Raw genomic sequence first — 18,028 nt, 5'->3', positions numbered from 1 at the left:
AATGACGCTTTACTCAAAGAAAGACATTGTACAGCAGGCTAGGAACCTTGCGAAAATGATTTCTGAAACAGAAGAAGTTGATTTTTTCAAACGCGCCGAGGCGCAGATTAACGAAAATGAAAAAGTCTCTGCGATTATTAATCAGATTAAAACCCTGCAAAAGCAAGCCGTTAACCTGAAGCACTACGAAAAGCTTGAAGCGCTGAAACAAGTGGAAAGTAAAATTGACGCCCTGCAGGAAGAGCTTGAAGGGATTCCGATCATTCAGGAATTCAGAGATTCCCAGATTGAGGTCAATGACCTTCTTCAGCTTGTCGCACATACGATCTCAAATCAGGTGACAAACGAAATCATTACATCTACCGGAGGCAACCTGCTGACGGGAGAAACCGGTTCAAAAGTAAAACATTCGAATAACAGCTGTTCTATTTAAACACGGGGCCTTCATCGGCCCGTGTTTTTTTGCTGGTTGAGAACTAATTGTAATATGTACTAAAGTTTCATTGACTCACCGTTTTGTCCCATTTTACTGGAAAGTTTTATCATACTTAAAGGTAAAGTTTCTGGGCAGGGCTGCATACAATGAAACAGAAACTTTGTATTTTTATATTTTTATTATAAAAATGCACATGAGACAAATGCCCAGCATAAGATAACACGAAGAAGAACAAGGAGGCCTGCCGGAATGTCTGAATACAGGGAAATTATTACGAAAGCGGTAGTTGCGAAAGGAAGAAAATTCACCCAATGCACCAACACGATCTCACCTGGAGAAAAACCGTCAAGTATATTGGGCGGCTGGATTATCAACCACAAGTACGATGCCGAAAAGATCGGGAAGACTGTAGAAATTGAAGGGTATTATGATATAAACGTCTGGTACTCTTACGCCGATAATACAAAAACGGAAGTTGTAACCGAGAGAGTAAAGTATGTCGATGTGATTAAACTCAGATACAGAGACACAAATTACTTAGATGACGAACACGAAGTCATTGCCAAAGTGCTGCAGCAGCCGAATTGTCTTGAAGTCACCATTTCTCCTAACGGAAATAAAATCGTGGTTCAGGCAGAGAGAGAATTTTTAGCAGAAGTGGTCGGTGAAACGAAAGTCGTCGTCGAAGTCAATCCTGACTGGGAAGAAGACGATGATGATGATTGGGAAGACGATCTTGATGAAGAATTAGAGGACATTAACCCTGAATTTTTAGTCGGAGATCCTGAAGAATAAGTTGAGGCTAGGGGAGTTTAACACCCCAAGTCTCTTTTTTATATATAAAGATATCACTCTTTTGTTTATGTTATAATGGGATTCGGATAAGAGAAGATACATAGTGAGGGATTAAATGATGGCTAGTTACACGCCTATGATACAGCAATACTTGAAGATAAAGGCAGAGCACCAAGATGCCTTTTTATTTTTTCGGCTTGGTGACTTTTATGAAATGTTTTTTGAAGATGCAAAAAAAGCGTCACAAGAGCTTGAAATTACACTGACAAGCAGAGACGGAGGTTCGGCTGATAAAATTCCGATGTGCGGCGTGCCGTATCATTCCGCGGCGGCTTATATTGAACAGCTGATTAAAAAGGGCTATAAAGTGGCGATCTGTGAGCAGACGGAAGATCCGAAGGCGGCTAAAGGCGTTGTTAAAAGAGAAGTCGTCCAGCTGATCACACCGGGAACCGTGATGGATGGAAAAGGCATTCATGAATCGGAAAACAACTTTATCGCTTCCGTTTCCGAATTCCGTGACGGATACGGTCTCGCTTTATCGGACTTAACGACTGGAGAAAACCTGGCCGTATTTATTGAGCGGATTGAAGATGTCATGTCAGAAATTTACTCAGTCGGCGCAAAGGAAATTGTCGTATCGAGCAAGTTTAACGAACATACAGCTGCTCAGCTGAAAGAACGGTGCGGCGCCACGATTTCTATCGAAGACGGGGAAATAACAGAACGCATTGAAATCGCAAAGCACTTGCCGGGCGAAGAGCTGACAGAGACGTTTATGCGTTTATATACGTATTTGCAGAAAACGCAAAAACGGAGCCTGGATCATCTGCAGTCGGTTCAAGTATATGAATTGGAAGAAGCGATGAAAATTGACCTGTATTCAAAACGGAATCTTGAGCTGACGGAAACGATCCGTTCGAAAAGCAAAAAAGGGTCATTGCTTTGGCTTTTAGACGAGACGAAAACAGCGATGGGCGGCCGGCTTCTCAAACAATGGATTGACCGCCCGCTGATCAGGGCATCCCAAATCGAAGAACGCCAGGAAATGGTCGAGACGCTGATCAATCATCTGTTTGAGCGTGAAGATCTGCGAGAGCGCCTGAAGGAAGTATACGATTTAGAACGTCTGGCGGGCCGGGTCGCATTCGGAAACGTCAACGCAAGGGATTTAATCCAGCTGAAAGAATCTTTAAAACAAGTGCCGAGCATCAAAGAGCTTGTAGGGTCTCTTAACCATAAAAAAGCAAAAGAACGCGCCGGCTTGATTGATCCGTGCGGAGATTTGCTTGACCTGTTAGAAGAAGCCCTTCATGAAAACCCGCCGTTATCGTTAAAAGAAGGCAATTTAATTAAAGACGGCTATCATCAGAAGCTCGATGAGTACCGTGACGCCAGCAAAAACGGTAAAGACTGGATTGCCAGACTGGAGCAGCAGGAACGCGCTTATACGGGCATCCGTTCATTAAAGGTCGGTTTCAATAAAGTGTTCGGCTATTATATTGAAGTCACAAAAGCAAACCTTCATCTGCTTGAAGACGGACGGTATGAGCGGAAACAGACCCTCACAAACGCCGAACGGTACATTACGCCGGAATTGAAGGAAAAAGAAGCGCTTATTTTAGAAGCGGAAAACAACATCTGCGAGCTGGAATATGAGCTTTTTGCCGGACTGCGTGAAAAGGTGAAACAATTTATTCCGCGCTTGCAGCGTCTTGCCAAACAAATGAGTGAGCTGGACGCACTGCAATGCTTTGCTACGATCAGTGAAAACAGGCATTACACAAAGCCTGTCTTTTCTGATAATGAAGTAAAAGTCATTGAAGGGAGACACCCCGTCGTTGAAAAGGTGATGGACAGTCAAGAATACGTCCCGAACAACTGCCTGATGGGCGATTCGCGGGAAATGCTCCTGATTACGGGTCCGAATATGTCAGGTAAAAGCACGTATATGAGACAGATCGCACTTCTATCGATCATGGCTCAGATCGGCTGTTTTGTGCCCGCAAAAGAAGCGGTTCTGCCGATTTTTGATCAAATCTTCACGAGAATCGGGGCAGCGGATGATTTGATTTCCGGACAAAGCACCTTTATGGTGGAAATGCTGGAAGCGAAAAACGCGATTGTGAACGCCACAAAAGACAGCCTAATCCTGTTTGATGAAATCGGCCGCGGGACATCAACGTACGACGGAATGGCGCTGGCACAGGCGATTATTGAGTATGTCCATGATCATATCGGCGCTAAAACACTGTTCAGCACGCATTATCATGAGCTGACGGTGCTTGAAGATAAGCTTCCTCAGCTGAAAAACGTTCATGTGCGCGCAGAGGAATATAACGGAACGGTCGTGTTTCTCCATCAAATCAAAGAAGGAGCCGCAGATAAAAGTTACGGCATTCATGTCGCCCAGCTTGCCGAGCTCCCGGACGATCTGATCAGCCGCGCGCAGGAGATTTTGAAACAGCTTGAGCAGACGGGAGATAAACCGGAGCTTCCGGCGGTATCTGAGAAAAAGCCCGCCGTCAGAGAAGAACCGGCACAGCTGTCCTTTTTTGCTGACGGTGAAAAAGAACAGCAGGCACCGGCTGTTTCTAATAAAGAAAAACAAGTGCTTGAAGCCTTTAAGTCAATCAATATTCTCGATATGACGCCGCTTGAAGCGATGAACGAAATGTACAAGCTGCAAAAAAAATTAAAATAGAAAGAGGTGACGGACTTGGCAAAAGTCATCCAGCTGTCAGATGAACTCTCGAATAAAATAGCGGCCGGCGAGGTGGTCGAACGGCCTGCCTCAGTCGTTAAAGAATTGGTGGAAAACGCCATCGACGCAAACAGCACAGTCATTGAAATCGACATAGAGGAAGCGGGGCTTTCGTCGATTCGGGTGCTCGATAACGGCGAAGGGATGGAAACCGATGATTGCAAGCGGGCTTTCCGCCGCCACGCGACCAGTAAAATCAAAGATGAAAACGACCTGTTCCGGGTGAGAACACTCGGTTTCCGCGGAGAAGCTTTGCCAAGTATCGCGTCTGTTTCTCATCTGGAAATCAAAACGAGCATCGGCGAGGGAGCGGGAACCCATCTCATTCTTCAGGGCGGGAATATCATTTCTGAGCAGAAATCCTCCAGCAGAAAAGGAACGGAGATTATCGTTACCAACCTGTTTTTCAATACACCCGCCAGATTGAAATATATGAAAACCGTGCATACGGAGCTCGGCAATATTACGGATGTTGTCAACCGGATCGCTCTTGCGCATCCGGAAGTATCGATCCGTCTCCGCCATCAGGGGAAAAATCTGCTGCAGACAAACGGTAACGGGGACGTGCGCCATGTGCTGGCCGCAATTTACGGGACGGCGGTTGCGAAAAAAATGATACCGCTCCATGTCAGCTCGCTTGATTTTGAAGTCAAGGGCTACATTGCGCTTCCGGAAATCACGCGTGCATCCAGAAACTACATGTCATCTGTCATTAACGGAAGATACATTAAGAATTTCCCGCTTGTAAAAGCGGTGCATGAGGGCTATCACACACTACTGCCGATCGGCCGCCATCCGATTACGTTTATCGAAATTACGATGGACCCGATTTTGGTCGATGTCAATGTCCATCCCTCGAAGCTTGAAGTCCGCCTCAGCAAAGAGACGGAGCTGCATGAGCTGATCCGTGATGGGATAAAGGAAGTGTTTCAAAAGCAGCGGCTTATTCCGAGCGCCCAGCTCCCGAAAAAATCCGCGCCGGCACCGGCCAAAAACGAACAGCAATTTATGACATTCGAGGAAAGCGCGCCTGAGCGGAAACTTCCTGAAAAAACGCCGGAGCCGTCTTACTCACCAATGAAGCTGAGTTCGGTCGTAAAAGAGCCTGAGCCGGTAATAATAGAAGAAGAGATCCTCCCGAATGAAGCGGATCACGATGTGCCGCCGGAGATCGGCATGCCCGAAACGGAAGCGCCTGTTTCCGATACTCCGGAACCGGAAGCTGTCTCTGAAGAAATACGTGAAGAAAGAGTTCCGGTGATGTATCCGATCGGCCAAATGCACGGGACATATATTTTAGCCCAAAACGAAAACGGCTTGTATATCATTGACCAGCATGCGGCCCAAGAACGGATTAAATACGAATATTTCCGGGAGAAAGTCGGGCAGGTCGAGCCTGAAGTGCAGGATATGATCGTGCCGCTCACCTTTCATTATGCGGCAAATGAAGCGCTGATCATTGACCAGCATCAGCATGAGCTTGAAAGCGTCGGAGTATTTTTAGAAGCATTCGGCACGAACAGCTACATCGTTCGCTGCCATCCGGCCTGGTTTCCAAAAGGGGAAGAAGCTGAACTGATTGAAGAAATCATTCAGCAGGTGCTTGACGCCAAACAGATCGATATTAAAAAACTGCGGGAGGAAGCGGCCATTATGATGAGCTGCAAAGGCTCAATCAAAGCGAACCGCCATTTGCGAAACGATGAAATCAAAGCGCTCTTGGACGACCTGCGCCGAACGACAGACCCGTTCACATGCCCGCACGGCAGGCCGATTATAATTCACCACAGTACGTATGAGATGGAGAAGATGTTTAAGCGTGTGATGTAGAAGGATTCTGTGAGGGATTTATCTCTCGTGCCCACATTTTGCCCACTGATTTTAGCTGTTTAGGTATTCATCAAACTGATTAATGCTTTTTTGATTGTGATTCTGCAAGATATGGATATAGACATCAGCTGTCATTTTCACATCCGTATGACCGAGTCTCTCACTTGCAAATTTGATATCTGCACCACTTTCTAGCAGCATAATGGCGTGTGTGTGTCTCAAACCATGTGGAGTAATGTGGTGCAGATCAGTTTTCTTTAGCAAGGAATCTATGACTTTATCAATTCCAAACGGTCCAAGGTCATCTCCCTTATGGTTGATAATAAAAAAGGGAGACTGGTTATAATTATCACCGTGTTTTATTTTATTTTCTTCTTGCCATTCCTTAAACTTTTTCATCTCTTTAATTAAAGTGTCATCGATGCTTATAGTTCTAACACTTTTACGGGTTTTAGGTGCTATGATTCCAAACTCGTTCTTAGATTTAGCAATCCTTAAAGTTTTGTTATTAAAGTCAATATCGGACCAATATAAAGCAATGAGTTCACCTTTTCTTAAGCCGGTCCTTAAAAGAGTTAAAGCGATCATGTGATGATATTTAGAAGATTTTGCTGCCTCCATAAAGACAGATACTTGTTCCTTGTCCAGGTAATTGTCTTTAAGCATTCTATAATCCGAATCTTTTTTTATAGAAATGTTTTGATATTATCAGGAATTGTCTTAACCATCTTACTAAAGCCGCAAGCTGATGAGCGGACTGAATAACTTCAAATACAGATTCACAGCAGACCGCAATCATATTGCGGTTTTTCCATTTGTGCAAATTACGGGGATAGTAGTAAAATCAAATAAAAGAAAAACAGGGGAGGACTAAAAAACTTAATCGTGTAGCTTTAAAATAAAGATTGATTATGTAAAACAAAGTCCGATAATTTATAAAAAAGTTTGATAGAATCACATTAACAATACAGATTTTTAGAATTCAACAAACGGTCCATTTAATGGCACAATTAATTTGTGATGCAAGTTAAAATTTGTTATCATCAATAACAATAGAATTAAACTAAAGATTATTTAAACAGCATAGAAAGGGGGGAAATGCTTTGAATATAAATTTAATATTATTTGTCTCATCAATTAATCAAGAACCTACAGAGGAAAATACTCAAACATTAGTGAAAACATTTGAATCTGACTTTCGCCCTCAAGTAGGAGATATAATTGACGATCCTGGATTTGATTCAGGTTTCCATAATGGATACGAGGTGGTAAAAGTTACAATAAATTATACTTCAAATGAGTGCCTTGTTTCACTGACGCCGTTAGCAATTGAAGTTGAAAAAATTAGTGTTGAAGATTATATAAAAAAGCTTAAAACACATGGGTGGAGTATTCAGTCTAGGTAGCACTCAGCAGTTTTTATTATAAGGTACTATTCCTCAGACTGCGCGTTTGTTGAAGATTCTAGACATAAAATGATCAAACTTTTTTATAAAACGATGATTGAAATGAATATAGAAAAAACGTGTTTTGATCAATCTTTTTTTCAAAACACGTTTTTTCTATTTGTACTTTTATCAAGGTTTATTAAGTTCATTTAATCAAACTTTATTTTAAGGCTACAAATCGCTTTCTCCCCGCTTAAATTAAAAGCCCAACTTTTTAGAGTTTGGGCTTTTTTAGATGATGCAATTTTGTATTTTGTCTTACGGAACCTCTCCTTGTCGCATGAGACTTTTTACAACTGCACGTAAATCTATTTCGCTTTTTCCTGTTTTTCTCTTTAACTGGCCTTTTACATCGGTAGCTCATGTTAAGTATAATACGGTATATTTCCTTTCTGAGTCAGCATATCTTTCATTCCCTTAAATTAAAAAGTTAAGACTATTTCTTAGATATATAAACATCCGCTATATTTATAATAGGGGTTCGCTTAAATTTAATTTTGTAACCATTCTCGGTCCACTCATCATCATATTTATTATCATCAAAAAAGGAGGCTGCTCTCTTTATGTCTAACCATGCTAATTTAATAAAAATATTTACCCAGAAAACTATTAGAAGCTCTGAAATATCAATGTTTTGAGTAATCATGGTTTATTGTCAAAAAACTAAAAATAACAGTACGTATGAGATGGAGAAGATGTTTAAGCGTGTGATGCAAGAACAATGATTTATGTGAGACTAAACCGTTATTTGCCCACAAGTAGCCTTACTAGTTTGAATGACCCAGCCTGTCAGAGATAACTTTTGAGTTTTTTAATTTCTGGTATAATTGTTGCATCTGTATGCCGTAAATCATGAAAATAATTTGTTTAACATCCAGCTGCTTTTCTTTCATATAAAAATTGTTTATGGATAGTATTTGGGGTGACAGCGCAGCATCTTGTGTTTGGTGTAACCGTCTATATGTCACTGCATTAATAGTGAAATAATGGAGAAAGCGATTCCTTAAAATCTTAAAGTTATCTGTGAAGAACCAGGTGACTACCCTGAGTTATATAGATGGGTACCTGCTTTTCCAAATTCACAGGGAGGAGATGGAGGGGGAATTTAAATAAAATTCGAATTTGGCAGGTTATACTATCCGCAAGTTAGTCAAGGGGGACTAGTAATTAGCCCCCCTTACATTTAGTTCTTCCTGCGGTTTTTTCTATTTTTGATCAAACTGAAAACCACTAAGAGAACCGCACCGATAGCAACGATATAAAATGAAATTTCTGCTGCTGCGGTATTAATATTCTTAAGAACAAGGATAAGCCCTATTAAAACTATAGGAATAATGTAAGTTAGAATTTTTATAACTTTTGGGCTCGGTTCAGCGTTATTTTTATCTTCCATAGTTACCTCCTGTCTTAACACTTTAGAAATAATCACTTTAAAGCTTAACACAGGATAAATTTGTTAAACGCCAACAATAGCCCCGTTTAAATGAAAAGCTTAAGAGTTTTAGTAATCCACCAAGCGGCTGTTGGGTTGCCAGTTCTTTTAGAGCACCCGCATAGCACGCATCTTCAACTGCACCAGTAAAATTGTCGATCGTATTAAGAATTATTTCAAAACGCCGATTCCGCCCATAGCAGCTTTAACTTTAGCAGGTATTGCATCCCAATCTGCTCTTAGTGCTTTTGCATCCCAGGGCAATTTACCTTGAGCAGTAAACTCCGACCCATATAACATAGTCTATTTGTCTAATGTTTAATATTTTATATTTACTTTTTACACTTAATGATTTTATGTTAGTTTTGTTTTTGCACAGTAAAAAGCTGCGCGACGCTTTCGTGAATTGTTGCAGCTAGGGCTGATTTGAAAAGAGTGTAAATTACGCCGTACTTTTCTAAGTTCAATTATGTTAATGTCAACATAACGTTGAATTCGGTGTAAGAACTAAGGTATTCTGATATATTTCGAGAGCCCGTATGGTTTAGTTTATCTTGAAGAAAAGGATTGAAATAATAGTCTTGATTGCGGGTCATTTCTAAAAACTGATTATCCCCTTCGGCCGCTTCGGCAATTGCTTTTCAAAACAAAAGCTCAATTTGTTTTCTTTTTATCCGAAACTCATATTCATCCTTCATTTTCTGAATAAAATTCCCTAAAGAATTCATCTAAATTAATATTCTAATTTCCTTATATATCAGCATAGCAATTTGTAAAAAAGGTCCAGACTGGTGCTTTTGGCGGGAGCAGAAAGTTTTTTTAACTTTACCGGAAAATCCATGGAAAAACGTGGTGTCATCTGGTAAAGTGGTTACAGTCGGCTGGGCGGCGGCAGCAGTCTGCCCGGATCTTTTAAATGGGAATGGTGACAATGGATCATACATATGAAGTGCATCAAATCAAAACTTATCACCAGATGTGGTCCAACTATTGTTATATTATCGCAGACCGCTCAAAAAAATCTGCGATAGCGGTGGACCCGTCCTGGGAAATCGATAAAATAACCGATAAACTGCATGAATTGGATGTTGATTTATCAGCTATTTTATTAACACATTCGCATTATGACCATGTAAACTTGGCGGAGCCGCTTCAGCAAATCTATCATTCTGATATATACATGTCGTCGGCGGAAATCGATTTCTATCAATTCCGGTGCAGAAACTTAATAGCGCTTGAAGACGGCCAAACCTTTGCGGCCGGAGGGTTTATCATCAGAAGTATACTGACCCCGGGACATACGGCCGGGGGAATGTGCTATTTGCTATCTGATCATCTTTTTACCGGTGACACCGTGTTTACAGAAGGGTGCGGTATATGTGGGGACAGGGGCAGCTCAGCTGAAGATATGTTTCACAGTATACAGAGGATCAAAGCCTCCATTCCGCCGCATGTGCGTGTGTATCCGGGGCACTCCTTCGGGGAGAAGCCGGGTCAAAAAATGGAGAGTCTTTTGAAAAACAATATTTACTTTCAGATTGAAAAAAAAGAACATTTTGTGAATTTCCGCAACAGAAAAAATCAAAAAGGGCTGTTTCATTTTAAGTAATGTGTAATTTAGTTCTATCTAACTAGCTTTTCTTTTGAGGCAAGGAACTTCTGAAATGGAATGGAAGTTATTACTAGATTTCTGGTGATGAATGGCTGAGTAACGGGAGTTTGCGGAAGAGAACGCCGGGCAGGCCGGATGGGACATTCTGCTTACGCCTGTTCCGAAAGCCCTGAGTCCGCCTTTCGACAGGGAAAAATAGGCATTATTCAGGAGTTCGCATAGGATAAATTAACTTGACATGGTATTTTTGTGAAGTTACTATCAACTTGAACATGCTTCTTATCTGAATCCGAGAAAGGATGGCTGAGAAAATGATCACATACTTATTCCCCGGACAAGGTTCTCAAAAGCAGGGAATGGGGAGCTCATTGTTTGATGAATTTAAAGACTTAACGGAGCAGGCTGATGAAACACTCGGATATTCCATGAAACGGCTTTGTCTTGAGAATCCGTATTCCAACCTTCACAAGACGCAGTTCACCCAGCCTGCTTTATATGTTGTAAACGCGTTAAGCTATTTGAAAAAAATCCAAGACAATGACATAAAGCCGGATTATGTGGCCGGCCACAGTTTGGGAGAATATAATGCGCTGTTTGCAGCAGGTGCTTTTGATTTTATTACCGGTCTGCAGCTTGTCCGTAAAAGAGGCGAATTAATGAGTATGGCCACTGACGGAAAAATGGCCGCTGTTATGGGGTTAACTGCAGCTCAAGTGTCAGACGCCCTTCAAACGCACGGGTTACATACGATTGATATTGCCAATATGAATTCTCCTCACCAAGTTGTCATATCCGGACGCAAAGAAGACATTGAAAGAGCCAAAAGCGTATTCGAAGGATTAAAAGACGTTACGATGTTTCATCCGTTAAACGTAAGCGGCGCTTTTCACTCGAGGTATATGAGTGAAGCAAAACAAGAGTTCGAAAAATTTTTACAGTCATTTCATTTTTCTGCTATATCAATTCCTGTCATTTCTAATGTGCATGCCAGACCTTATGAGCAAGACGGAATCCACTCCGTTCTGGCCGATCAGATCGACCATTCAGTGCGATGGAACGACAGCATCCGCTATCTGCTGGACAAAGGGCGGATGGATTTTGAAGAAGTCGGCCCGGGCCATGTGCTGACAGGACTTATTCACCGCATCAAAAAAGAAACTGAAGCTTCACCCGCCATGTAGCGGAACGCAAGTCAAAATTCTTATCTCACACAATAGTGCCAGCCATACAGCATCACGACCACTTCACCTGCACACGACATCACGAAAAACTCACAAATCAATATTTTAAAAAAATAAAGAGCAAAAAGGAGAACAAATGAACCAGCCAATTGTTTTCATGTTTTCTGGACAGGGTTCCCAATACTATCAAATGGGGAAAGAGCTGTTTGCACATAACGCCGCTTTTCGGCAGAAAATGCTTGACTTGGACGATTTTGCAGTCAGCCGTTTCGGTTACTCTGTCCTTAAAGAGATGTATCATACAGGCAATCGTCTGTCTGATCCATTTGACCGCCTTCTTTTCAGCCATCCTGCCATTTTTATGGCTGAGTACGCACTTGCATATGCTTTGGAGCAAAGAGGCATACGTCCCGATTATGTGATCGGAGCAAGCCTCGGAGAGTATGCAGCGGCCGCTGTGTCGGGCGTGCTGAGCGCCGAGGATGCTTTAGATTGCGTGCTGGAACAGGCCCGAATCGTTACGGAAACTTGCCGTAACGGCAGCATGCTTGCGATACTGGGTGATCCGGCTTTATATCAAGATGATCCGCTGCTCGGCGAACATAGTGAATTGGCATCTGTAAACTATCATTCTCACTTTGTCATCTCGGGAGAGCGGGAACATATCAAAAAGATCATGGACGATCTGAGAGAAAAGCAGATTCCTCATCAGCTATTGCCGGTATCTTACGGGTTTCACTCAGCGCTGGTTGATCAGGCGGAACAGCCGTACAAGCGCTTTTTAGCTCAGAAATCAATCCGGACTCCGTTTATACCGTACATCTCCAGTGCGACCGGAGAGGCTGAGACCGATATACAAGCGGACTTTTTCTGGGATATCGTAAGAAAGCCGATTCGATTCCGCGAAGCGCTTCAATTCGCAGACAGCCGCCAAAAAGGATTGTATATCGATGCCGGGCCTTCCGGAACATTGGCCGCATTTGCCAAACAGATTCTTCCCGCAGGATCGGCTGAACGCATCCGTGCCATTATGACGCCGTTTCATAAAGAACAAACACATTTGCAGCAAATCGAAGACAGCATTTTATCACCGCCCGGAAGGAGACTGTAAGATGATCAGCTTTGTTTTTCCAGGCCAAGGCTCGCAAAGAATAGGGATGGGGGAGGACCTGTTCGGCCGCTATCCTGAATTAACCGCAAAGGCCGATCACATTCTCGGATATTCCATTCAGGAGCTGTGCCGGGACGGAGAACGTCTCAATCAGACTCAATTCACTCAGCCGGCGCTCTATGTCGTCAATGCCCTCAGTTATTTGAAAAAAACAGAAGAAACCGGCTTGAAACCGGATTTTACCGCCGGACACAGTTTGGGCGAATATAACGCGTTATACGCTTCGGGCGCCTTTGATTTTGAAGAAGGCTTACAGCTGGTCAAAAAAAGGGGCGAACTGATGAGCCGCGCAAAAGGAGGCGGCATGGCAGCGGTGATCGGCCTGACTCATGAGCAGGTGACGGATGTTTTAAGAGAAAATCACTTGGATATGATTGATATCGCCAACATGAACACACCGCAGCAAATTGTCATTTCCGGATATAAAGAAGATATTGAAACAGCAGCATCCGTTTTTGAAGCCGTAACCGGCGTAAAAATGGTTCACCGCTTAAATGTCAGCGGCGCCTTTCATTCCAGATACATGCTGGAAGCGAAGGAAGAGTTTTCACGGTTTATTGAATCTTTCCATTTTAAGCCGCTGTCCATCCCGGTCATTTCAAATGTGACGGCAAGACCCTATGAGCAGAGAGAGCTGAAAGAGACACTCACCGGACAAATAACGGGATCGGTGAACTGGACAGACAGCATCCGTTTCTTAATGGGAAGAAAGAACATGAGCTTTGAGGAAATCGGTCCCGGAAAAGTGCTGACGGGGCTGATACAAAGAATTACGGCTGAAGCGGAGCCGATAACAGATGAAATCAAAGTCCCGGCTGAGGCTGGAAAAAGCTCAATTACGGCGGCGTCTTTAGGAAATGAAGAGTTTAAGCGCGATTATCAATTGAAATACGCCTACTTGGCCGGCGGCATGTACCGCGGAATTTCTTCGAAGGAAATGGTTGTCAAACTGGCTGAAAAAGGAATGATGGGCTTTTTCGGAACGGGCGGTTTGAACATCGCGCACGTTGAGGACGCCATTTTGTCAATTCAGCATGAGCTTCGTGACGGCGGTTCCTTCGGCATAAATGTTGTACATAACATGAAGCATACAGATTCAGAAGAAAAAATGATTGATCTTTTACTGAAGCATGGGATTCAGAACTTGGAAGCATCAGCGTTTTTAACGGTTACTCCCGCTTTAGTAAGGTTTCGCGCTAAGGGGTTAAAACGCGGTGCCGGCGGACAAATAATAGCGCGTCAACGGATTATCGCCAAGCTGTCCCGTCCGGAAGTAGCGGAAGCGTTTCTCAGCCCGGCGCCTGATCACATTCTGCAGAAACTTGCAGCCGAAAACAAAATTACCGCTGAAGAAGCAAGTCTGATGAGAGAAATACCCGTTGCGCATGACATCTGCGTAGAGGCTGATTCAGGCGGCCACACTGACGGCGGAGTTGCTTACAGTCTCATGCCGGCGATCATCCGTTTACGAGATGACATGATGAAAAAATACCGATACGGCAAAACTGTCCGCGTCGGAGCCGCAGGGGGAATCGGAACGCCCGAGGCTGCCATGGCCGCATTTATGCTCGGCGCTGATTTTATTGTGACCGGATCTATTAACCAATGCACCGTTGAGGCAGCGACGAGCGGCCTCGTAAAGGACCTCCTGCAGCAGATGAATGTACAGGACACGGCCTACGCGCCGGCCGGCGATATGTTTGAATCAGGCAGCAAGGTGCAGGTATTAAAGAAAGGGCTGTTCTTTCCGACCCGCGCCTCTAAGCTGCATGAACTGTATCAGCGTCACCGCTCAATTGAAGAAATTGATGAAAAGACACTCAGACAAATAGAAGAGAAGTATTTTAAGGCAAGTGTAAGCAGTATTTATGACAAAGTGAAGGCTCATTATTCGAATGAAGACATTTCAAAAGCCGAACGGAATCCGAAACAGAAAATGGCGCTCATATTCAAATGGTATTTCAGGCAAAGCTCTGCTTCGGCGATTAAAGGAGACCCGGATGCCAAGGTAGACTTCCAGATTCATTGCGGCCCGGCATTAGGCGCCTTTAATCAATGGGTGAAAGGTACGGAGCTGGAGTCCTGGAAAAACCGCCATGCCGATGGTATCGGCATGCGGCTTATGGAAGAGACGGCCTCGCTTTTGAATCAGAAGTTAGGTTCATTTTTGCAAACGTGTTGACAAGACGAAATGATAGATTGAAAACATGGAATATTCATAAAAGATGAAACAGGGAGGAACTGACAATGAGTAAAGAAAGAATCTTTGAATTGCTGCAGAACACAATCTACGAGGTTTTACCTGATTTAGAAGGCGAACAGCTTTCGCAGGAAGACCGGTTAGTTGATCTGGGGGCGGATTCAGTGGACCGCGCCGAAATTATCACGATGATGCTTGAAGAATTATCACTGCAGATCCCGCGTGTTGAGCTGACGGGAGTGTCAAACATCGGCGAATTGGCGGCAAAGCTTTATGAAAAGGTACAGGCTGTCTGATAAAACGGTGAAATAATCGGAAACTCAAAATTCATATTGGAGGCGAAGTTCATGGCGGCTGCCGGAATAGAAGCGATAAATGTGTTTGGCGGGACAGCATACCTTGATGTCATGCAGCTGGCGGAGTACAGAAACTTAGACCCTGCCAGATTTGAGAATTTACTGATGAAAGAAAAAGCGGTGGCGCTTCCGTACGAAGACCCCGTTACATTCGGCGTTAACGCGGCAAAGCCGATTATCGACCGATTGACAGAGGCTGAAAAAGACAGAATCGAGCTGCTGATTACCTGCTCGGAGTCCGGCATCGACTTCGGAAAATCACTCAGTACATATATTCATGATTACTTAGGCCTCAACCGGAACTGCCGTTTATTTGAACTGAAACAAGCCTGTTATTCAGGAACGGCGGGTTTGCAGATGGCGCTTAACTTTATTTTGTCGCAGACATCCCCCGGAGCGAAGGCGCTTGTCGTCGCGACGGATATTTCCCGGTTTTTAATTGCCGAAGGCGGCGATGCGTTAAGCGAGGATTGGTCTTACGCAGAACCGAGCGCTGGAGCGGGTGCCGTCGCCTTATTGATCGGTGAAAATCCAATCGTATTTCAGGCGGATGCGGGCGCCAACGGCTACTACGGCTATGAGGTGATGGATACATGCCGTCCGATCCCGGACAGTGAAGCCGGTGACGCCGATTTGTCATTGATGTCTTACCTCGATTGCTGTGAACAGACATTTCGCGAGTACAAAAACCGTGTGCCGGGCGCTGACTACAAAGAGACGTTTCACTATCTTGCCTTCCATACACCGTTTGGCGGCATGGTCAAAGGGGCCCACCGGACGATGATGCGCAAGCTTGCAAAAGCGAAAAACGCTGAGATCGAACAAGATTTTCAAACCAGAGTAGAGCCGGGGCTCCGCTACTGCCAAAGAGTCGGAAACATTATGGGGGCAGCCTCTTTACTGGCTCTTGCAAGCACGATTGACCAAGGGGCATTCGGCACTTCTAAGCGGATCGGCTGTTTCTCCTACGGCTCCGGATGCTGTTCGGAATTTTACAGCGGCGTTGTGACGCCTGAAGGGCAAGCGCGGCAGCATTCTTTCAAAATAGAAGAGCATCTGAACAACAGGTACAGGCTGTCCATGGAAGAATATGAAGAACTGTTTAAAGGCAGCGGTCTGGTGAAGTTCGGTACCCGGAATGTCAAATTGGATATGAATATGATTCCGAACATTTTAGACCATCATGCCGGGAGCCCTCGTTTATATTTGGAAGAAATCACGGAATTTCATCGGAAATACAGGTGGATATCGTGACCTATGAAACGATAAACGTCCGTTTTCAGCAAAATGTCTGCTTCATCACCTTTGATCGGCCTGAAGCCAACAATACGATTAATGAGCGTTTAGTGGAGGAATGCCTGCATGTTCTTTCTGAATGTGAAGACTCCGTGACCTCCGTAGTGCTTGAAGGGCAGCCGGAGGTATTTTGTTTCGGGGCGGATTTTGATGAGATGTACCGGAGAATGAGGCAGGGAATGCAGCATGCGGAATCGCAGGAGCCGCTTTACCGTTTGTGGCTGGCATTAAAATCCGGGCCGTACATCACAATCGCCCGCGTCCGCGGAAAAGTAAATGCGGGAGGTGTCGGTTTTGCCGCCGCGTGCGATATCGTCATTGCAGAGGAGAATGCTTCGTTCAGTTTATCTGAACTGTTATTCGGACTTTATCCGGCCTGCGTTCTGCCGTTTTTAATTCAAAGAATCGGATTTCAAAAGGCGCATTATATGACGATCATGACAAAGCCCGTGCCGGCACGCCAGGCGCTTGAATGGGGACTTTGTGACGTATGCGTCCCGGACTCAGCAACAGAGCTGAGAAAGCATTTGCTGCGCCTCCGCCCGCTGTCGAAAAAAGCAGTCATCCGCTATAAAAAATACATGGATTCTTTAAACGACCTTGTTCATCGTTCGAAATCCATTGCTTTAGCCGAAAATCAAGCGATGTTTTCAGATCCGGATAACCAATCAGCCATCACCCGTTATGCAGAAACGGGGCGGCTTCCTTGGGAAACGGAGAACAGTTAGGAGGATATCATGCCGAACGCCGCAGTTGAACTGCTCGAAATTGAACCGGATATTATCCAAGTGACAATGCAGGATAAAGCCCATAAAAACGCCTTCTCCAAAGAACTGACGGATGGATTGATGGAAGCATTCACCCGTATAAAAAAATCGTCAGTCTATAAAGCTGTGATTTTAACAGGATACGGCCATTACTTTGCTTCCGGAGGCACACAGGAAGGCCTGCTCAGGATTCAGCAGGGCATCACGAAGTTTACGGAAGACCGCATGTACTCTTTGGCGCTGGAATGTGATATCCCCGTCATTTCCGCCATGCAGGGACACGGAATCGGAGGCGGATTTGTCATGGGGCTTTTCAGTGATTTTGTCATTTTAAGCAAAGAAAGCGTGTATACCGCAAACTTTATGAAATACGGTTTCACCCCCGGAATGGGCGCTACCTTTATCGTTCCGGAGAAGCTTGGGGCAAGCCTCGGCCATGAAATGCTGTTAAACGGCGGCCACTACCGCGGCGGTGACCTGGAGAAAAGAGGGGTGCCTTTTCCGGTGCTTCCTCGGCAGGAAGTACTAGACTATGCGCAGGAATTGGCCCGTGAGCTTGCAGAAAAACCGAGAAACTCTTTAATTACATTGAAAAGGCACTTGGTGACGCCGTTTCGCGAGCAGCTTCCGGCCGTCATTGAGAAGGAGTTAATCATGCACGATGAGACGTTTCATGATGATGAAGTGAAAAAACGAATCACGACGATGTACGGAGTATAAGGCATACATCTTACATACAG

General features: G+C 44.3%; 15 protein-coding genes. 13 read left to right on the top strand and 2 right to left on the bottom strand.

Annotated features, from left to right (window positions below; genetic code table 11):
• The first annotated feature begins 1 nt into the window (after nucleotide 1).
• The 4 genes from ricA (at nucleotide 2) to mutL (ending at nucleotide 5,825) form a co-directional block, all read left to right on the top strand.
• Complete coding sequence (ricA, locus tag AC1RRX_RS10470) at nucleotides 2-433, top strand: regulatory iron-sulfur-containing complex subunit RicA (protein WP_003154113.1); 432 nt, start codon at nucleotides 2-4, stop codon at nucleotides 431-433.
• Nucleotides 434-685: 252 nt separating this feature from the next.
• On the top strand, nucleotides 686-1,231 hold the full coding sequence (gene cotE, locus AC1RRX_RS10465) for an outer spore coat protein CotE (protein WP_003154111.1): 546 nt from the start codon (nucleotides 686-688) through the stop codon (nucleotides 1,229-1,231).
• 118 nt (nucleotides 1,232-1,349) lie between these two features.
• Nucleotides 1,350-3,935: a DNA mismatch repair protein MutS gene (gene mutS, locus AC1RRX_RS10460; RefSeq protein ID WP_144464338.1), complete on the top strand. Its 2,586-nt coding sequence runs from the start codon at nucleotides 1,350-1,352 to the stop codon at nucleotides 3,933-3,935.
• 15 nt (nucleotides 3,936-3,950) lie between these two features.
• A complete protein-coding gene (gene mutL, locus AC1RRX_RS10455) occupies nucleotides 3,951-5,825 on the top strand; it encodes a DNA mismatch repair endonuclease MutL (protein WP_144464336.1) in 1,875 nt (624 codons plus the stop codon).
• Between the two features lie 51 nt (nucleotides 5,826-5,876).
• Here the strand turns inward: mutL and AC1RRX_RS10450 are convergent, their stop codons facing one another.
• On the bottom strand, nucleotides 5,877-6,491 hold the full coding sequence (locus tag AC1RRX_RS10450) for a site-specific integrase (protein WP_020955840.1): 615 nt from the start codon (nucleotides 6,489-6,491) through the stop codon (nucleotides 5,877-5,879).
• 437 nt (nucleotides 6,492-6,928) lie between these two features.
• Between AC1RRX_RS10450 and AC1RRX_RS10445 the strand changes: the two genes are divergently transcribed.
• Nucleotides 6,929-7,231, top strand: coding sequence for a hypothetical protein (locus AC1RRX_RS10445; RefSeq protein WP_007409833.1), 303 nt, complete (start codon nucleotides 6,929-6,931; stop codon nucleotides 7,229-7,231).
• A gap of 1,225 nt (nucleotides 7,232-8,456) precedes the next feature.
• On the opposite strand, the gene AC1RRX_RS10440 is transcribed toward AC1RRX_RS10445, so the two are convergent.
• On the bottom strand, nucleotides 8,457-8,666 hold the full coding sequence (locus tag AC1RRX_RS10440) for a hypothetical protein (protein WP_106080035.1): 210 nt from the start codon (nucleotides 8,664-8,666) through the stop codon (nucleotides 8,457-8,459).
• A 970-nt stretch (nucleotides 8,667-9,636) separates the two neighbouring features.
• Between AC1RRX_RS10440 and AC1RRX_RS10435 the strand changes: the two genes are divergently transcribed.
• The 8 genes from AC1RRX_RS10435 (at nucleotide 9,637) to AC1RRX_RS10400 (ending at nucleotide 18,008) form a co-directional block, all read left to right on the top strand.
• Entirely contained in the window at nucleotides 9,637-10,314 is a 678-nt protein-coding gene (locus AC1RRX_RS10435) for an MBL fold metallo-hydrolase (RefSeq protein ID WP_012117588.1), read from the top strand.
• A gap of 314 nt (nucleotides 10,315-10,628) precedes the next feature.
• The gene (gene fabD, locus AC1RRX_RS10430) at nucleotides 10,629-11,498 is read left to right on the top strand and encodes an ACP S-malonyltransferase (RefSeq protein ID WP_144464334.1); all 870 of its coding nucleotides are present in this window, start codon (nucleotides 10,629-10,631) and stop codon (nucleotides 11,496-11,498) included.
• A gap of 136 nt (nucleotides 11,499-11,634) precedes the next feature.
• A complete protein-coding gene (locus tag AC1RRX_RS10425; protein ID WP_012117590.1) occupies nucleotides 11,635-12,609 on the top strand; it encodes an acyltransferase domain-containing protein in 975 nt (324 codons plus the stop codon).
• A 1-nt stretch (nucleotide 12,610) separates the two neighbouring features.
• Complete coding sequence (gene fabD, locus AC1RRX_RS10420; RefSeq protein ID WP_144464332.1) at nucleotides 12,611-14,851, top strand: ACP S-malonyltransferase; 2,241 nt, start codon at nucleotides 12,611-12,613, stop codon at nucleotides 14,849-14,851.
• A gap of 65 nt (nucleotides 14,852-14,916) precedes the next feature.
• On the top strand, nucleotides 14,917-15,165 hold the full coding sequence (locus tag AC1RRX_RS10415; RefSeq protein ID WP_007409841.1) for an acyl carrier protein: 249 nt from the start codon (nucleotides 14,917-14,919) through the stop codon (nucleotides 15,163-15,165).
• A 51-nt stretch (nucleotides 15,166-15,216) separates the two neighbouring features.
• Nucleotides 15,217-16,479 carry a hydroxymethylglutaryl-CoA synthase family protein gene (locus AC1RRX_RS10410; protein WP_032866033.1) on the top strand — a complete coding sequence of 421 codons (1,263 nt, stop codon included), beginning with the start codon at nucleotides 15,217-15,219 and terminating at the stop codon, nucleotides 16,477-16,479.
• Nucleotides 16,476-17,249: an enoyl-CoA hydratase/isomerase gene (locus AC1RRX_RS10405; RefSeq protein WP_144464330.1), complete on the top strand. Its 774-nt coding sequence runs from the start codon at nucleotides 16,476-16,478 to the stop codon at nucleotides 17,247-17,249. Before AC1RRX_RS10410 ends, AC1RRX_RS10405 begins: the two co-directional genes overlap by 4 nt.
• 9 nt (nucleotides 17,250-17,258) lie before the next feature.
• Complete coding sequence (locus AC1RRX_RS10400) at nucleotides 17,259-18,008, top strand: polyketide synthase (protein ID WP_003154094.1); 750 nt, start codon at nucleotides 17,259-17,261, stop codon at nucleotides 18,006-18,008.
• Nucleotides 18,009-18,028 lie beyond the last annotated feature (20 nt).

It is taken from the genome of Bacillus sp. GW821-FHT11D08 (assembly GCF_058808515.1).
This window is presented reverse-complemented; position numbering and strand designations above follow the sequence as displayed.

Coding starts and splice junctions, on each gene's coding strand:
- AC1RRX_RS10440 (WP_106080035.1), bottom strand. CDS start 8,666: ATGGAAGATAAAAATAACGCTGAACCGAGCCCAAAAGTTATAAAAATT.
- ricA (WP_003154113.1), top strand. CDS start 2: ATGACGCTTTACTCAAAGAAAGACATTGTACAGCAGGCTAGGAACCTT.
- AC1RRX_RS10425 (WP_012117590.1), top strand. CDS start 11,635: ATGAACCAGCCAATTGTTTTCATGTTTTCTGGACAGGGTTCCCAATAC.
- AC1RRX_RS10400 (WP_003154094.1), top strand. CDS start 17,259: ATGCCGAACGCCGCAGTTGAACTGCTCGAAATTGAACCGGATATTATC.
- AC1RRX_RS10450 (WP_020955840.1), bottom strand. CDS start 6,491: ATGCTTAAAGACAATTACCTGGACAAGGAACAAGTATCTGTCTTTATG.
- AC1RRX_RS10435 (WP_012117588.1), top strand. CDS start 9,637: ATGGATCATACATATGAAGTGCATCAAATCAAAACTTATCACCAGATG.
- cotE (WP_003154111.1), top strand. CDS start 686: ATGTCTGAATACAGGGAAATTATTACGAAAGCGGTAGTTGCGAAAGGA.
- AC1RRX_RS10410 (WP_032866033.1), top strand. CDS start 15,217: ATGGCGGCTGCCGGAATAGAAGCGATAAATGTGTTTGGCGGGACAGCA.
- fabD (WP_144464332.1), top strand. CDS start 12,611: ATGATCAGCTTTGTTTTTCCAGGCCAAGGCTCGCAAAGAATAGGGATG.
- fabD (WP_144464334.1), top strand. CDS start 10,629: ATGATCACATACTTATTCCCCGGACAAGGTTCTCAAAAGCAGGGAATG.
- mutS (WP_144464338.1), top strand. CDS start 1,350: ATGGCTAGTTACACGCCTATGATACAGCAATACTTGAAGATAAAGGCA.
- AC1RRX_RS10415 (WP_007409841.1), top strand. CDS start 14,917: ATGAGTAAAGAAAGAATCTTTGAATTGCTGCAGAACACAATCTACGAG.